The sequence below is a fragment of the Microcoleus sp. Pol14D4 genome (assembly GCF_036701245.1).
Lineage (GTDB): Bacteria > Cyanobacteriota > Cyanobacteriia > Cyanobacteriales > Microcoleaceae > Microcoleus.
Genome location: NZ_JAUBQM010000012.1, coordinates 1 through 15,350, shown reverse-complemented (window position 1 = coordinate 15,350; position 15,350 = coordinate 1). Strand labels below are relative to the sequence as shown.

Sequence of the window (15,350 nt, the reverse complement as noted above, 5' to 3'; positions counted from 1 at the left end):
AAATTAAAAAATAAAAATGTACCAAAAGTGCAAGCAGAAACGATATAACTCCCAAAAAAACACCTTCTATCTCTCTTCACTCCTCTGCGCCCTCTGCGCCCTCTGCGGTTCATAAAAAAATAAATCTTATTAACCAACGATTCAAACCTGCTATAAAATATTGAGCCTTTAACACCCTCGCAAATCTCAACTACCCAATTTTACCATGCCCGAAGCTACTCACCGCGTTTGTATCGTCTTAGGAACTCGCCCGGAAGCGATTAAACTAGCGCCAGTAATTCAACTCTTCAAAAGTTCGCCCACCTTTGATACCCAAGTAATTTTAACCGGTCAGCACCGAGAAATGGTCGAGCAAGTAATGCAAATGTTCGATCTAAAAGCCGATCGGGATTTAGCAATTATGCAGCACCAGCAAACCTTGACGGATATTACTTCCCGGAGTTTGCAGGGTTTGGAAGCATTGTTTAAAGAATTGCAGCCCCACATCGTCTTAGTTCAGGGCGATACAACGACTGCATTTGCCGCTACTTTGGCTGCATTTTACCAGAAAATACCCGTAGGTCACGTAGAAGCCGGATTGCGAACAGATGACGTATTCAATCCTTACCCCGAAGAGGCTAACAGACGGTTGATATCTCAGCTCACACGGCTGCATTTTGCCCCGACAGAGCTGGCCCAAGAGAATTTAGGGCGATCGGGCGTTTTAGGAGAAATTCACCGCACAGGCAACACAGTAATCGATGCTTTGCTTTCTGTCGCCAAACGCGAACCAGAATGCAACATTCCCAATTTAGATTGGAGCAAATATCGCACTATCTTAGCAACAGTTCACCGCCGCGAAAATTGGGGCGAACCCTTACAAGGAATTGCTCGCGCCTTTCTCCAAATCTTAGATAAATTTCCCGACACAGCTTTACTGCTACCCCTGCACCGAAATCCTACTGTTAGAGAACCTTTGCAAGCTCTTTTGGGCGACCATCCAAGAGTATTTTTAACAGAACCTTTAGATTACGCAGAATTAGTAGGAGCGATTCAGAGATGTCATTTAATCCTCACAGATTCCGGCGGCTTGCAAGAGGAAGCACCGAGTTTGGGCAAGCCAGTTTTAGTATTGCGAGAAACCACCGAAAGACCAGAAGCAATTTCCGCAGGCACAGCTAAACTTGTAGGTACGAATTCTGATACAATTTTCACAGCAGCGGCAGAATTGCTCAGGAATTCCGAAGCATACAACGCAATGGCAATGGCAATTAATCCCTTTGGTGACGGTTTGGCAGCGTCGCGGATTTTGAAAATTGTTGAAGAGTATTTTAGTGATAAAACAGTTGACAATTGACGGTTGACGGTTGACAAGAAGTCGAAAAACTGAAAACCGATTCTCAAGTATTTATTGGCTGAGTCCGCTCTATGGGAATCTCAATCACAAACTTCGTGCCTTTGCCCAGGGTGGAATCACACCAGAGTTTTCCTCCGTGCTTTTCCTTCACCACCTGATAGCTAATGGATAAGCCTAATCCTGTCCCCTTGCCTACGGGTTTAGTAGTGAAGAAGGGATCGAATAGGCGCGATCGCGCTTTCTCTGGAATGCCCGTACCGTTATCGGCGATCGTAATCTGCACCCACTGTTTTTTTGTTTTGGTAGTCTTAATCGAAATCCGATTCGGTTGGTCAACAATATCCTGAAAACTACGTCCTTCATTGCTCTCTTCCAAAGCATCGATCGCATTTGATAGCAAGTTCATAAACACCTGATTAAGTTGACCTGCATAGCATTCTACCAACGGTAACTCGCCATATTGTCTGACTACTTCAATGGTTGGGCGTTCTGGCTGGGCTTGAAGGCGATGTTCTAAAATCATCAAGGTGTTATCAATGCCTTCATGGATATCGACAGCCTTGAATTCTGAGTGATCCAGACGAGAAAAGCTACGCAACGAAACCACAATGTCCCGAATGCGACTGGTACCCATTTTCATCGACTTAAGAATCTTAGTGAGATCCTCTTGTAGGAAGTTTAGATCCACATCGTCTAGGTCATCTTGAAGTGATGGGGACGGGTTGGGATAGTGCTTTTGATAGGCATCTAGTAATCGCAGCAAGTCATGGATGTGATCGTTGAGATGAGACAGGTTGCCGTAGATAAAGCTGACCGGGTTGTTGATTTCGTGCGCTATCCCCGCCACCATTTGCCCCAGTGCCGACATTTTTTCGTTATGCACCATCTGACTCTGGGTGCGGTGCAGTTCTTCAAGGGTACTCTCTAGTTGTTGCACCTGTTGGTTCAGTTGCAGATCGCGAGCCATCAGTTGCTCTGCCATACTCTTAAATCCCTCAGCTAAAAGCCCCACTTCATCCTGACTATCAACCGGAATAGCAATGGCTAAATTGCCTCTGGCCAATTCCTGGGTTGCCTTAGTCAGTCTTTGAATGCGATGGCTTAGAGCTTGGGTCAGACGGAAACCTCCGATCGTCACGACTGCGATCAGGACACTTCCTAATAGACCAAAGCCACCCACCACAAACCATAAATGGTGTTCTGCTTGCTCAATTTCCTTGGCAGAATGCAGTACAGCAATTTTGAGAGTTGCCCCATCGAAACCTTGTAGCTTGATTGTTTTGATCAGGTATGCTTCACCAGCAATCCCGATCTTAGTGGGCAACCCGTCTGGCTGGGGAAATTGCCAAGACCGATCGCGGTTAAGTGGCAAAGTAGCAGCCGTTACCTTCTCGCCGTCAAAAGCCACCAAATGTATGGACGTGTCGCCGCGAAGCGACTGGAGCGCTGTGTCGTCCATGGCTAATCCCGCAACCAAACCAGCTAGGATCTTTTGAGATGATTTGATTGATATTAACCCAATCATGGAAGCCGGAGCCCAGTTTTCTGCCAGGAGAACTCCCGGTAACTCTAGTCCGGTTCGGGCGGCACGGTTCACAGAGCCATCCTGCAATCTCGCCTGTCTTATTGCTCCCAACTGTGAAGACACTAAGACTTGACCATCAGCGTCAACTATTCTGATCAAATCCAGTTTAAAACCAGCTTGGATTGGTAATACTGTTCGCAGTAATAAAGGGCGATCGCCCTTTATTACTGCTGTAATGACATCATTATTTTCACTCACCGAACGGGCTTTCACACGGAGTGATTCTTGCCTTTGCTTTAGAGTTTCCTGCAGCATACTAGCCAGATCCACGATCTCCCTTCGCCCCATTTGCTCTAAGTTGTTTCTAGCAAAATAACCAAAACCCAAGGTTCCGACAGTCCATAGACTCAGAAATGCCAACAACAGAGGTGATAACAACTTGGCGGAAACGGGTAACCGCGCGTATCTGGACTGGATGGCCATAGCTCTTAATCCTTGGCGGATTGGCTCACGGAAATAAAGCCAGACTCCTCCATCGCGTTGATTCCGGGCGGACTAGAGATGTATTTAATTAGCGCTTGGGTAGCCTCTGAAGGTTTTTTGTGCCACAGAATTGAAATGGTCCGAACCATCGGATACTTGCCCGCTTTGACATTTTCTCGTGTTGGTTCAACCCCGTTGAGGCTGAGGCGGTTGACAGGTAGTTTTTCGGAAATGGCGTGAGCCAGGGAAAAGGTACCGATGCTGTAAGGAGTGCTTTGAATTGCGTCGATCAATTCCCCTTCTTTCCGAAAGACTACTGCTTCTAATGAATTTTTTAAATCTGCTCCTAGGTAATATTTCCGCAATAGCCGCTTGGCAGATTCATCTTCTGGGCGATCGAGCAGTACAATTTTAGCATCGGCTCCTCCGAGTTCCTTCCAGTTGGTAATAGTGCCGCTATAAATGCCTTTGAGGTCTTCAGTAGTAAGGTTTTTCACCCCTGTGACGCTGGAATGAGTGGCCACTATAAGGGCATCGTGGGCAACATCACGAGACTCTAAAGTGCCATCATTTTCTTCTGGCTTTAATGTTCTCGATATTGCACCTACATCGACTAATGTCTGTTTAACCCCATCAATTATATTTTCGGACTGCCCTGGTTCTAGGTTAGTAATTTTGACGTTTTTTGCGGTAGCTTCGTAGTGGGTTTGCAGCACCTTCATAAGACCCAACGTGCTGCTTGACGCCCCAAATTTAATCGAGGTTTGGGTTTGCGTTGCGGCAGTCGTGGGCGCTGTTGTCGTGGTGGCACTGCTGGTCGTCGTACTGCAACTAGGCAGCCCTAAGAGGGCGATCGCAGTTAAAGCTAGGGTAAGTAAATTTTGTTTCATGTTAAAAGTCCTATACTCCTATTATCTTGTGCTATTAAAGATGATTGAGGTACTCACAAATCGAGTTTTTGAGTATTTTATCGCGCTCGCAACTCACTCGATATTTTTTGTTTTTTTAGGAGAAAAAAAATTGATATCTCATTGTTGATTTTACCCCTCCTAAATTTTATGCTAAATAATTAAAATTTGCAATAAATCGAGCGCCACGTTTTGTGATGCTGTTTGATATGAATAGTTAGCGAGCGCATGATAATTATGAAAGATGTGCTCGCAGAATTATCATGCGCTCGCTCTATTTAAAATTACTGTAACAGCTCAATCTGGAAGCTTTTATCCTGACTAATTTATCTTAATTACCAGTTACAGATGAGTTTTTTGTTGAGCTTCATAGGTCGATTTGCGAGGTAAAACGACTAAAATCCGAAATCATTTGATTTAGGTGAGTTTCGGTACTGTCGCTAAGAATGTTGGCTTTGTCAGTTATTTTTTTTTAAGGAGAGGGAACTGGTGACAGAAAATTGCTGCTGCCTTTATAACCAGATAAAATAGCCAGTTTTTCCAAAGATTGCCTACCCGTGTAATATTTCCCCCGAATTTCCCAGGTGGGATAAGCTTTGATATTGGCAGCTTTGCACAAATCCGGTTGAGCATCTTTGCCTCTGGGGTCGCACTCTATGTAAGTAATTGCGGTAAATGCTTCTTTGCCGAAAAGTTCTTGTTGGGTGTGACAGTGAGGACACCAGTAAGCACCGTACATTCTAGCTTTGATGGTCTGCAAATGGGTTGCTAAAGCGATTTGATCGGGTACGGATTCGCTGCGAATAGGTGGCGCTTCTTGTTCGGTAACAGGCTGTGCGAAAGGGGGAGGAGGAGGGAGGGTTTGTGCTAATCTTTGAGTGGGTTTATTGCTGAAACTGAACTGTGCAATTCTTCCGTCTGCTTTGGTAGTGACGAAAATCCCCAAAGTCAGGAAAATGCCGATCGCACAAAAGTTGAATTTGCTTACTCTCATCTTGGATTTCATCTTGAATTTACTAGGATTTCGCGAGCTTGATTCATAGCCTCTACAGCATTGTTTACCACAAAGATGTTAAATTGTGCTAAACCTTTAAAAAAAAGTTGACTTTCGGCGCTGTGATTTAATAATATAACTTGTTTGTTAGCTTTGAGAGCGAGGGCAATTTCCGAAGCAGTGCCCGTCCCCATACCGCAGGCAATTATTACGTCTGAAGAAAGAACGTTAATGTTATTTCTGGCGTTTCCCATATCGGTGACAATGGCAATATCTACAGATTCAGAAATGCCGCGAGTGTCATTCCCCGGAAGGATGCCGACTGTTAAACCGTTAGCTGATTTTGCTCCTTTGTTGGCTGCATCCATGACGCCGACATTTCTGCCGCCAGTTAGCAATATCCATCCTGCTTCCGCGATGAGTTGTCCGAGTTGATAGGCGTTTTCTAAGTCTGTTGATGTGGCACTTTCGCCGGGGCCCATGAGGCCAATGATGATTTTTTTCATAGTTTTGGGGTGAATATGGTGTTATTAATAACTTGCTAGTTTTTTGGCACTTTTTACCAATGTATGTTATCATATAAATAGTGGATTACTAAAAACAGTTTGTAAGCCCAATAACTTCCTGAAGTTTCCTAGTAGTTTTACAATGTATGCTGATTTAACATTAAGAAGTGAGAGATAACATGAGTGTCGCCCAAAACCAGGAAACAAAGCTGATGGAAAAAATCCGTAGTTTACCGCCGGATAAAATTACGGTATTAGAAGATTTTATCGATTTCCTTTTAACCCGAAGTGAAGATCGTCTTCTCGTTGATACTGCAACTAAACTCTCAGAAGCAGCTTTTGCTAAAATTTGGGATAACCCAGAGGACGCGGAGTATGACGAGTTATAATTTTGGTGATGTGGTTTTAGTTCCGTTTCCTTTTACAGATCAAACTACCAATAAAAAACGTCCAGCCGTTGTGATTAGTTCTGACGTTTATAATGCAGAATATCCCGATCGCATTCTGATGGGTATAACTAGCCAAGTTAGCAGTAGCCCGAAAGTCTGTGATATTGTCATAACAGATTGGCGAGGGGCTGGGCTTTTAAAAGCTTCTATGATTAAGCCTGTTATTACGACAATTGAGAAGCAACTGATACTCAAAAAATTGGGAAGGCTTCAAGAGGTAGATATTCAGTCTTTGAAAGAGGGATTGATTGGAATTATAGGTAATAGTTGAGTGATCGCCCTTCTGAATTATTAGAAAGGGCGATCGCTCTTTTTTAACCGCAGATGGACGCAGATTAACGCAGATGCAAGAAGGGCGATCGCTCTTTTGATTGTAAAACTGGCGATCGCACACTATTTCTTTTGGGGAAATTCTACCAATTCTGATTCCTTAAGACGTTGCGATAATAGGCAATCTTCAAAGCTGAAAGCTTCTGAGTCTAGAAAACTAGCGATCGCCATTTCGATCGCAGCTTCGAGAGAGCATTCTAGCTGCGTAGCTTTTTCCATCAGGGCGACTTTCACATAGTCAGGTAAATGGGTCATCAGCGAATGAATAGCTTCTGGTGGTAAGTGTTGGATATTGAGGGTCTGAGTCATTGTTCTCTGGGGATTTTAACGTTGTAGGGAGGATTTGTAGCTTGAAGGATGAGGGTTTCTAATTCATATAATAACCCGGGTTTTTGCCATTGGTTGAGGGTAACAAAGGCAATCCTTACATCATCTGGATCGTAGCGATCGAGCCAGCCCCAGAGGAAGGCTTTGTGACCACCTCGCAGTCGATCGCGGAGGTTCTTGGCTTTGCCGATGTAGAGTAATCCTTGAATGCGATGTCGAAAGGCGTACAAACCAACTCTAGCAGGAATTGTGTCGAAGTCGTGGCTGAGAGGATGGCACTGAGCGAAGGGGGTAAAGGCGAGAGTGTCGAGAATTTGGCGGGCTTCTTGCTGGATGGGGTTGGTCATGGAAATTGCCAGATGCAAGCGGTTATTCCATCCTACAAGTAGAAGCGATCGCTCTTTTAATGAACCGCAAAAAAGGAGCTCGCGAATTCATTCCAAATAGCGATCGCCTTTCTGAATTGTCCTTAGAAAGGGCGAGCGCTATTTTCTGATAGTGGAAAAAGGGCGATCGCGACTTCATTTCAGAGCGAGGGCGATCGCTATTTTCTGATAGTGGAAAAGGGGCGAGCGCTTTGGTTGTTGGTGAGAGTTAAGGAAAGGGAACTCGCCAATATTACTCCTTCATTCCATTTCGAGACTTCCAATATGCTTCAAGAGGACTCATCGTTCGAGACAGAACTGTTTTAACATCTTGGTCATAATTATAAATTGGCTTCTTGTTCTTGTCCAATGTTTTCCCATTAGCAACCTCATTCCAATCTTTAACTGTGTCAGAGCTATTCACAACAGCCAGATGTAAATGATTCCACTCGGTTGTTGTTCCTAGTTTTTGTCCTGGAACAACTCGATCTCCTTCCTTCACGTCTATCTTTTGATTAAGATGACCGTACCACCAACGACGACCTGTTGTTTTATTACTACTGTCCATCTCATCAATAGCAATAAAGGTTCCATATTTTGAGTCATAACCCAGTTTGGTACTATCTGTTACCTTAACAACTTTGCCCTGAACTGCTGCTCCAACAGGTGTATTTTTTCCAGCATCAATGTCTATACCAGAGTGAGATCCCGATATTTTCCCGTTCTCTCCAGGATAGTAACCTGCATCATACGCATAACCAGTATTCACCGAGTGTGGTTTACCAAAGATAGAGGTTGAAAGGTCTTCGTAGATTTTCCGAACATCACTTGGCATATCTGTTTGCCATTTATCACCACCAGGGAAATTGCCATAATAAGGGCCATACTGTGCGCTTTCGCCGCCAATTCGATCCCATTTATCGTCAATTGTTTTCTGCGCCCAACCTGTTTCGCCCTTTGTGTTAGCTGGGTTACTTAGGAAATTGTTCAAGACGGTTTCAATCTTAGGATAGTAACTACCTGAAGAAATTGGTGGCGTAATATCCTTCCAAGAAAGGTCAAAGTCAGCCTTTGAATCTCGATCGTAGAAAAGGGCAACAACACGATACGTACCCCCTTCTTTGGGTTTGAATTCGTATTCTTTAGGATTGCTGTAATACTCTTGCCACCAAGGGCGAGTATCTGGATTAATCGATGTATCTGTGATAGGAGTGATTAATTCCCACGCATCAGGCTTGTCAATGGGTCGGGCAAATAACCGGAATCCGTCATCACCTCTAGCACTGAATTTGTAAGTTTTATTAGCCTCAAAGTCCGTATCGGTGTAGGTTTTGATTACGAAGTTGTCGGCGGGGAACTTAGAATTACCAGCGGGAGAACCATTACCCCAATCAAATTTTAGCTCTTTTTTGCTGTTGGAGCCTAAATCAAAAGAACCAAGGAATTTCGATGTAGGAGTCGCCTCGCTTAGCTTTCCGGGTGGCTGGAGTTCACTGCCTCGATCCCACTTATAAACCTCTGCTTTCCAATTTTTTGAGATATCAACGTTAGCGCTAGGAATTGATGGAGGAGAAGACACATCTTTAACAAAAGACTCGAAAGCCTTAACCCCTCCAAAATCGATAGTAGCCACTTTGCTACCATTCCAAGTCATAGAACCCTTCTCAAACAACTGTTTGATAAATCCGTTAGCCTGTTCAACCTGATTTTGAAGTGGTTTACCCATCCGGCTTTCACCACCAATTTTGAGATATTCTTTGCCAATCTCTCCCACTATCTGAATCGGAGTCGGATTAGGAGTCAGAGTTGGACGTGGCAAAAGTATCGTCTCATCAAGTTTTGTTACCTCTCCACTTGAACCCGTAAAATTCAAAACCGCCTCATAGGGATCAATCGCCGATCGACTTCCCTTATCAACCAGCACATAATAATTACCTGGTGCTAAATTTGCCGTCCCATAAAGTATATTGGATGTCTGGGCAGCACTGGCGATCGTATTTCCATTGCTGTCATACAGCGTCGCACTACCTTCAAGAAAATTCAAAGAGAATTGGAACAAAGGAATCGTTTGATTGACAGTGAAACTTAACTTATCGGAGGTATTAGAACTATTTAACCATCCTACATACTTTCTCCGTCCATCTCCGACAGCATTCCAATCTTGCGTCGCCCTTTCCATTGGCGTGACTTTCCCTTCTCCATCCCAAGTTATAGGCGTGATAAACGGTGAAGGCGTGTAACTTTGTGGCGCTGTTTCCTTCGCAACTTCCACAGCTTTATTCAAATTCACCACCCCAAAACCCGTTTCTTCATCCCATCCGGGTTCCTTCAGATCGATCGCACTTCCGGTCAAAACGTCAATCACTTGAGTAGGATTCAAATCGGGATTACTCTCCCAAACCTTAGACACCATCCCCGCCGCTTTGGCCGCCGCAATAGAAGTCCCCGCCATCGTGCCTAAATCATCGCCAACAGTCGATAAAGTCGGATTGTCGATCGCACCTCCGGGCACTAAAATATCCAAACCGTAGCCGTAGCTGGAATAATCCGATCGCCCAAATCCATCAGATGAACCAACCGTGAGAATATTCTCAAACTCCTGGGAAGACTGACCCAAAACAGACATCACACCGCCGTCATTCCCAGCCGCTACAACTAACAGCACTCCATTCTGACGCGCATTTTCTAATGCAGCACGTTCTCTGGGTGTAAATTCGTAACGAGTGGTAATGCTTCCATCAGCATTCTTTTGAGTTAAATCGAGGGGAAGAAGTGCGATCGCATTCTTCTTCTTTTGTGCCTTCGCCTCACCCACAAAATCAGTTAAAGCTAAATCCCATTCCCCAGAACCAATTGCCCGACTTAGATAAACATTCGCTTTATCGTTGTAGCCATCAATGCCTTTGTCGTTGCCTTGAATTGCACTAACTAAACCCCAGCTAAATGTGCCGTGTTCGTTACCTGTGCCGGCAGTAAACAAAGGATTGCTGTCTTTGTCAATGCGATCGCGCCCCAATGTCACTTTAGAGTAATCCAAATCGGGATTGTTCGCCGCAAACCCAGTATCGATGATGCCGATAAATGCGCGATTTTCTGGCGGCGAACTAATCGGTAATACGCTTTCAATCGGCGGTTCGGGGTCGATCGGCTGCGACAGATCGTCGATCGGCTCAAGTCCAACTAGAGGCGGTTCCGGGGCGATCGTAGGCGGTTGCACCGGTGGTGTTGGAGGGGCGATCGGCAGCGTTGCTACAGGCGGTGTTACCACAGGCGGCGTTTCGACAGGTGGCGTTGTCTCAATCGGTGGTGCGACAGCCACAGGCGGTTTTGTCTCCACAGGTGGCGTTTCCACAGGAGGCGCTACAGCCACAGGTGGTTTTGGATCGATCGGTGGCGTTTCCACAGGAGGCGTGACAGCAACCGGCGTTGTCTCCACAGGAGGCGTTTCCACAGGAGGCGCGACAGCCACCGGCGGTTTTGTCTCAATCGGTGGCGTTTCCACAGGAGGCGTGACAGCAACCGGCGGTTTTGTCTCAATCGGTGGCGTTGTTACGGGTGGCGCGACAGCCACAGGTGGTTTTGTCTCCACAGGTGGCGTTTCCACAGGAGGCGCGACAGCCACAGGCGGTTTTGTCTCAATCGGTGGCGTTTCCACAGGAGGCGCGACAGCCACAGGTGGTTTTGTCTCAATCGGTGGCGTTGTTACGGGTGGCGCGACAGCAACCGGTGGTTTTGTCTCCACAGGTGGCGTTTCCACAGGAGGCGCGACAGCAACAGGCGGTTTTGTCTCCACAGGTGGCGTTTCCACAGGAAGCGGTTCCACCACCGGCTGCTTTGATTTGACATAATCGATCAATTCCTTGCCGCCATCAAGTTTAGTCCAATCCTTACTTGGATCGATCACTTTCTCTATTGCCGGTGCTTTCCCCGTCGCACCTGTTAAATTGAAAACCAAATCGTTGTAATCTTTATCTGAACCCTGATCGACGCGCTGATCTTCCATTGCAAAGGCCTTGCCGTTGCCAGTGACATCTGCTACTTGACCGTACAACCAAGCATCATCTGGATTAGTGCTAGATAATGATAGCAGCGGGCGTTTGTCACCGCCGACACTGGGATTCTTAAACACATCTTGCACCGTACCATTTGGCACCAGCATCACCGCAAAAACCTCTCCAGGTTTCATCGGAAATGTTTTCGCGCCGCTGTACGGCCCTTCGTTATAATTTGCTTCTCCTAAACTGCCATTAAATAGTGGATTTGCACCTTCTGTGGGGTCAGAAATTACTACGTGACCAAAGGTAGAATTAGTCAGGGATCGTCTTGCTGCTTCTTTGATAAATTCTTGAGAACCCGGGGTAAATTTCTCCATTCCCAGCACGCTGAAAATGGCAACTTCACCTTGATAATTGCCGCCGTCGTGCAGCCAATCAAAGCCAACTTGACCCGTTGAATCTGTAGCGAAAAAGCCGGAGTCAACGCCTAAACCTGTCAGCGGGTCAACTTTGCCATCTGGAGTTAAACTAACTTGATAATTTGTATCGCGGGAGGGTGCAGAAATTTTGAGTGCATAATTAGTTGCGCCCAAATTATCGATGCTAAAAGTTCCCGAATTTGTGCCGTTGGTTTCGATGTCTTTGACGACTTTTCCCTGACTGTCGAGGAGTTGCATCCCGACAATGGAACTAAATCCTTCAGCCGTAACTCGAAAGCTGCCTGTATTCAGCCGATTAAAACGATAGGTGTCTGTGGGGTCAGTTTTACCGGCGAAGTCGATGGAGAAATAGTTGTCGTTCAGATTGCCGATCGATATATTAGACATGAGGCACCCTTGATGAATCCAATAATTTGGGCTGATATGTATCTATCAGAGGTGCGCCGGAGTTTTTATGCGGTTTGTAATATAACTTCACACAGAGTGTGGATTAACTCGCATAACTTCCGCCGCTACTTATCTATCTGGAGTACGTCGGAGTTTTTATGCGAAGTTTCTGTTTTTGTAATATAACTTTACATAGAAGGTGCGAGCGCCCGTAGGGAATGGCACTATTCGGACTTAGCATGGGCCCAGAAACCGGGTTTTTTACGAATATACTTCGTTTGGGCTTGCCGATTTGGTAAAAAACCCGGTTTCTAGGAGTCGGAGTGCGTCCAATATTCTTTAAACCGACGTAGACTAGCTAAAAAATCTCCCCAACAATCATCCCCGCCAATATTACAAACCCCACCCAAACATTTTGGCGAAAGATTTGACCGTAAACAAGCTTAGGAATATCCGCATTCCGCAGTTGACTGTACTGCAAAAACCACAAAATCGCCGCCGCACTAATTGCCATCCAAAAACCAATGTGCAAGTGCAGATTAACTCCCACTGCTGTCAATAAACCGACTGTACTTATAAAGAAAAACCCCACAGCATTAGCTGCATTATCTCCAAAAAATATCGCGCTGGAATTAACCCCCAAACGCAGGTCGTCTTCCCGATCGCTCATCGCATAAACTGTATCAAATCCCATCGTCCACAGCACGACTGCACCCCACAGAAACCAAGTCCCTAATTCTAGTTTCCCAACGGCCGCACTCCAACTAATTAAAACTGCAAAACCCCAGGCAATTGATAGCACTAATTGCGGCACTGGGAAGAATCTTTTTGCTAGCGGATAGCAGATAATTACTGGTACGGCGGCGACGCATAGCCAGAAACTTAAAGGATTGAGATAAAAAGCGAGAATTGCCGCACAAGTAAAGGAAATTAAAGCAACTCCGATTCCAGTTCGCACAGTGAGGGCGCGGGATGCTAGGGGGCGCGATCGCGTTCTTTCTACTTCGGGATCGATATCGCGATCCCACAAGTCGTTGATGACGCATCCCGCCGCACTCGTGGCTAAGGTTCCCAACACAATCACACCCACCAATGCAGCAGGCGGCCTCCCGTCTGCTGCTAAAAAGACGGCCCAGAGGGCTGGAATCATTAAAATCAGCCTTCCTGCTGGCTTGTCCCATCTCAACAGCCTCACGACGGTTAGCAATGTGGATTCGGGTTGGCGATCGGGCTCTTTAAGCATTTCAATTCTAGATTTGATATTTTTAACTGTAAATTTTATCAAATTTTAGGCACAATCACTTACTATCTCTGCTGCCGATCGCACTTCTGCCGAAATTTCAAACAGGTGGAAGTCTTTGCCAGCCAGCAGTTCCAGATTTTTGCTAATTTAATAGAATGCCTCACTGGATTCGTGAAATAATCATAAATATCTATCAACCCCGATACTCCAATGGTTAATTCACTTGCTTCTACGGAGTCAAATCGTATTATTGCTGCTATTGATATGGGTACTAACTCCTTTCACATGGTGGTGGCACGGATCGATCCGAAATTGCCCGCGTTTACGATTATTGCTAGAGAAAAAGATACGGTTCGGTTGGGCGATTGCGAGGCAAAAACAGGGTGCTTGAAGTCCGAGGTTATGGAAAGGGCGATCGCCACTCTGCGCCGCTTTCAAGATATTGCTAAAACTTTCAATGCCGAACAAATTATTGCTGTGGCTACCAGTGCAGTTCGAGAAGCCCCTAACGGGCGGGATTTTCTCAAACAAGTTGCTGACGAATTAAACCTGAATGTTAGTTTGATTTCCGGTCAGGAAGAAGCGCGGAGAATTTATCTCGGTGTTCTTTCGGGTATGGAGTTTAACAATCAATCGCAGGTGATTATTGATATTGGTGGCGGTTCTACGGAGTTGATTTTAGGAGACAGTTCTGAGCCTCGCTGTCTCACCAGTACAAAAATAGGTGCTGTTCGCTTAACAGGACAATTTGTCAAAACTGACCCGATAAGCAGGGAGGAGTTTGCTTATTTGCAAGCTTATATTCGGATTTCGCTGGAAAGACCGATCGACGAATTGCGATCTCAATTCCATGAGGGCGAACCTTTGCGCTTGATTGGCACTGCTGGAACCATCGAAACTCTGGCTGCAATTAACGCTCGCGAAAAGTTGGGAACAGTGCCGAATCCCCTAGCCGGATATCAGTTAAGTTTAAAAGATTTGCGCGATTTAGTCAATCGTTTTCGCAAACTTTCTTATGCCGAAAGGTTGGCAATTCCGGGAATGTCGGACAAGCGGGCAGAAATTATTCTCGCAGGATCGATGATTTTGCAAGAAGCTATGACACTATTAGGAATTGAATCGCTGACTGTGTGCGATCGGTCTCTGAGAGAAGGCGTAATTGTTGACTGGATGCTAACTCACGGTTTAATTGAAAACCGCTTGCGCTATCAAGGGTCAATCCGCCAGCGCAGCATTCTGCACATGGCTGACAAATATCAAGTCAATTTAGAACAAAGCGAAAGAACCGCAGCATTTGCGCTCAATTTCTTCGACCAAACTCAAGGAATTTTACACAATTGGGGAACCGAAGAACGCGAGTTGCTGTGGGCTGCCGCGATTCTGCACAACTGCGGTTTGTACGTCAGTCATTCAGCGCACCACAAGCATTCTTACTATTTAATTCGCAATGGTGAGTTATTGGGCTACACTGAAACAGAGATTGAAGTAATTGCCAATTTGGCTCGCTATCACCGGAAGAATCCTCCTAAAAAGAAGCACGAAAATTTTATCATCCTTCCTAAACATTACCGGGAATTAGTCAGTAAATTGCATCCTTTCCTGCGGCTGGCTGTGGCTTTAGATAGGCGACAAATAGGCGCTATTTGTGATTTTAAATGCCAACACCGCCCGGAAGTTAGAGAGTTTCACTTGCGACTACAACCGCTCAATTCCGAAGACGATTGCGCTCTAGAGCTGTGGAGTTTGGATTATAAAAAGCCATTTTTTGAATACGAGTACAATCTCAAATTAGTGGCCACTTTGGAACCGAATATCCTGACAGTTTAAAGAATAGTCAGAGCCGGAAAACGAAAAACTTTAGGGTGCGTATTTCGCACCATTAGTTTCAACTTAACCCCAAATGTAGTAGCAATATTGTGTTTGATTCCATACTCCTCCCGATCGCCATAGCCTGCCTTCAGAAGGCAGGGTGGCGGTTAATTGTAGGTAATTGCTCAACTAGGGGAAAAAAGGGAGCCATGAAGAGAGAGGGCTTTTTGAATAGCTTGATAAGCAGTTAAGC

The 15,350-nt window shown here is 45.5% G+C and carries 13 protein-coding genes; 5 read left to right on the top strand and 8 right to left on the bottom strand.

All coding sequences use genetic code 11. The features are described 5' to 3' along the window. Positions 1-205 precede the first annotated feature (205 nt). Positions 206-1,336 (top strand): non-hydrolyzing UDP-N-acetylglucosamine 2-epimerase, encoded by a 1,131-nt coding sequence (gene wecB, locus QUA33_RS07400; protein ID WP_333147708.1) that lies wholly within the window; start codon positions 206-208, stop codon positions 1,334-1,336. Positions 1,337-1,379: 43 nt separating this feature from the next. On the opposite strand, the gene QUA33_RS07395 is transcribed toward wecB, so the two are convergent. The 4 genes from QUA33_RS07395 to QUA33_RS07380 all read right to left on the bottom strand — a co-directional run bounded on the left by QUA33_RS07395 (position 1,380) and on the right by QUA33_RS07380 (position 5,752). Beyond that, complete coding sequence (locus QUA33_RS07395; RefSeq protein ID WP_445304772.1) at positions 1,380-3,134, bottom strand: ATP-binding protein; 1,755 nt, start codon at positions 3,132-3,134, stop codon at positions 1,380-1,382. 215 nt (positions 3,135-3,349) lie between these two features. Further along, positions 3,350-4,234, bottom strand: a complete 885-nt coding sequence (locus QUA33_RS07390) for a substrate-binding domain-containing protein (protein ID WP_333147704.1) — start codon at positions 4,232-4,234, stop codon at positions 3,350-3,352. 490 nt (positions 4,235-4,724) lie between these two features. Beyond that, complete coding sequence (locus tag QUA33_RS07385; protein ID WP_333147702.1) at positions 4,725-5,246, bottom strand: hypothetical protein; 522 nt, start codon at positions 5,244-5,246, stop codon at positions 4,725-4,727. Positions 5,247-5,254: 8 nt separating this feature from the next. Then, positions 5,255-5,752 (bottom strand): TIGR00725 family protein, encoded by a 498-nt coding sequence (locus QUA33_RS07380; RefSeq protein ID WP_333147700.1) that lies wholly within the window; start codon positions 5,750-5,752, stop codon positions 5,255-5,257. 179 nt (positions 5,753-5,931) lie between these two features. Here QUA33_RS07380 and QUA33_RS07375 point away from each other — a divergent pair, with 179 nt between their 5' ends. Both QUA33_RS07375 and QUA33_RS07370 read left to right on the top strand, forming a co-directional pair. Then, positions 5,932-6,141, top strand: a complete 210-nt coding sequence (locus QUA33_RS07375; protein ID WP_333147698.1) for a toxin-antitoxin system, antitoxin component, Xre family protein — start codon at positions 5,932-5,934, stop codon at positions 6,139-6,141. Further along, on the top strand, positions 6,128-6,472 hold the full coding sequence (locus QUA33_RS07370; RefSeq protein ID WP_333147696.1) for a type II toxin-antitoxin system PemK/MazF family toxin: 345 nt from the start codon (positions 6,128-6,130) through the stop codon (positions 6,470-6,472). The genes QUA33_RS07375 and QUA33_RS07370 overlap by 14 nt, the downstream gene beginning before the upstream one ends. 122 nt (positions 6,473-6,594) lie before the next feature. Here the strand turns inward: QUA33_RS07370 and QUA33_RS07365 are convergent, their stop codons facing one another. Continuing rightward, complete coding sequence (locus tag QUA33_RS07365) at positions 6,595-6,840, bottom strand: hypothetical protein (RefSeq protein ID WP_333147694.1); 246 nt, start codon at positions 6,838-6,840, stop codon at positions 6,595-6,597. Beyond that, positions 6,837-7,205: a GIY-YIG nuclease family protein gene (locus QUA33_RS07360; RefSeq protein ID WP_333147692.1), complete on the bottom strand. Its 369-nt coding sequence runs from the start codon at positions 7,203-7,205 to the stop codon at positions 6,837-6,839. Before QUA33_RS07360 ends, QUA33_RS07365 begins: the two co-directional genes overlap by 4 nt. 5 nt (positions 7,206-7,210) lie before the next feature. On the opposite strand from QUA33_RS07360, the gene QUA33_RS07355 reads away from it, so the two are divergent. Continuing rightward, complete coding sequence (locus QUA33_RS07355) at positions 7,211-7,354, top strand: hypothetical protein (RefSeq protein ID WP_333147690.1); 144 nt, start codon at positions 7,211-7,213, stop codon at positions 7,352-7,354. Between the two features lie 122 nt (positions 7,355-7,476). Here the strand turns inward: QUA33_RS07355 and QUA33_RS07350 are convergent, their stop codons facing one another. Next, positions 7,477-12,045, bottom strand: a complete 4,569-nt coding sequence (locus QUA33_RS07350) for a S8 family serine peptidase (RefSeq protein WP_333147688.1) — start codon at positions 12,043-12,045, stop codon at positions 7,477-7,479. A gap of 358 nt (positions 12,046-12,403) precedes the next feature. Next, on the bottom strand, positions 12,404-13,288 hold the full coding sequence (locus QUA33_RS07345; protein WP_333147686.1) for a 4-hydroxybenzoate solanesyltransferase: 885 nt from the start codon (positions 13,286-13,288) through the stop codon (positions 12,404-12,406). A 210-nt stretch (positions 13,289-13,498) separates the two neighbouring features. Here QUA33_RS07345 and QUA33_RS07340 point away from each other — a divergent pair, with 210 nt between their 5' ends. Next, positions 13,499-15,115: a Ppx/GppA phosphatase family protein gene (locus QUA33_RS07340; RefSeq protein WP_333147684.1), complete on the top strand. Its 1,617-nt coding sequence runs from the start codon at positions 13,499-13,501 to the stop codon at positions 15,113-15,115. The last annotated feature ends 235 nt before the right edge of the window (positions 15,116-15,350 follow it).

Coding starts and splice junctions, on each gene's coding strand:
- QUA33_RS07370 (WP_333147696.1), top strand. CDS start 6,128: ATGACGAGTTATAATTTTGGTGATGTGGTTTTAGTTCCGTTTCCTTTT.
- QUA33_RS07380 (WP_333147700.1), bottom strand. CDS start 5,752: ATGAAAAAAATCATCATTGGCCTCATGGGCCCCGGCGAAAGTGCCACA.
- wecB (WP_333147708.1), top strand. CDS start 206: ATGCCCGAAGCTACTCACCGCGTTTGTATCGTCTTAGGAACTCGCCCG.
- QUA33_RS07340 (WP_333147684.1), top strand. CDS start 13,499: ATGGTTAATTCACTTGCTTCTACGGAGTCAAATCGTATTATTGCTGCT.
- QUA33_RS07390 (WP_333147704.1), bottom strand. CDS start 4,234: ATGAAACAAAATTTACTTACCCTAGCTTTAACTGCGATCGCCCTCTTA.
- QUA33_RS07375 (WP_333147698.1), top strand. CDS start 5,932: ATGAGTGTCGCCCAAAACCAGGAAACAAAGCTGATGGAAAAAATCCGT.
- QUA33_RS07345 (WP_333147686.1), bottom strand. CDS start 13,288: ATGCTTAAAGAGCCCGATCGCCAACCCGAATCCACATTGCTAACCGTC.
- QUA33_RS07360 (WP_333147692.1), bottom strand. CDS start 7,205: ATGACCAACCCCATCCAGCAAGAAGCCCGCCAAATTCTCGACACTCTC.
- QUA33_RS07350 (WP_333147688.1), bottom strand. CDS start 12,045: ATGTCTAATATATCGATCGGCAATCTGAACGACAACTATTTCTCCATC.
- QUA33_RS07385 (WP_333147702.1), bottom strand. CDS start 5,246: ATGAGAGTAAGCAAATTCAACTTTTGTGCGATCGGCATTTTCCTGACT.
- QUA33_RS07365 (WP_333147694.1), bottom strand. CDS start 6,840: ATGACTCAGACCCTCAATATCCAACACTTACCACCAGAAGCTATTCAT.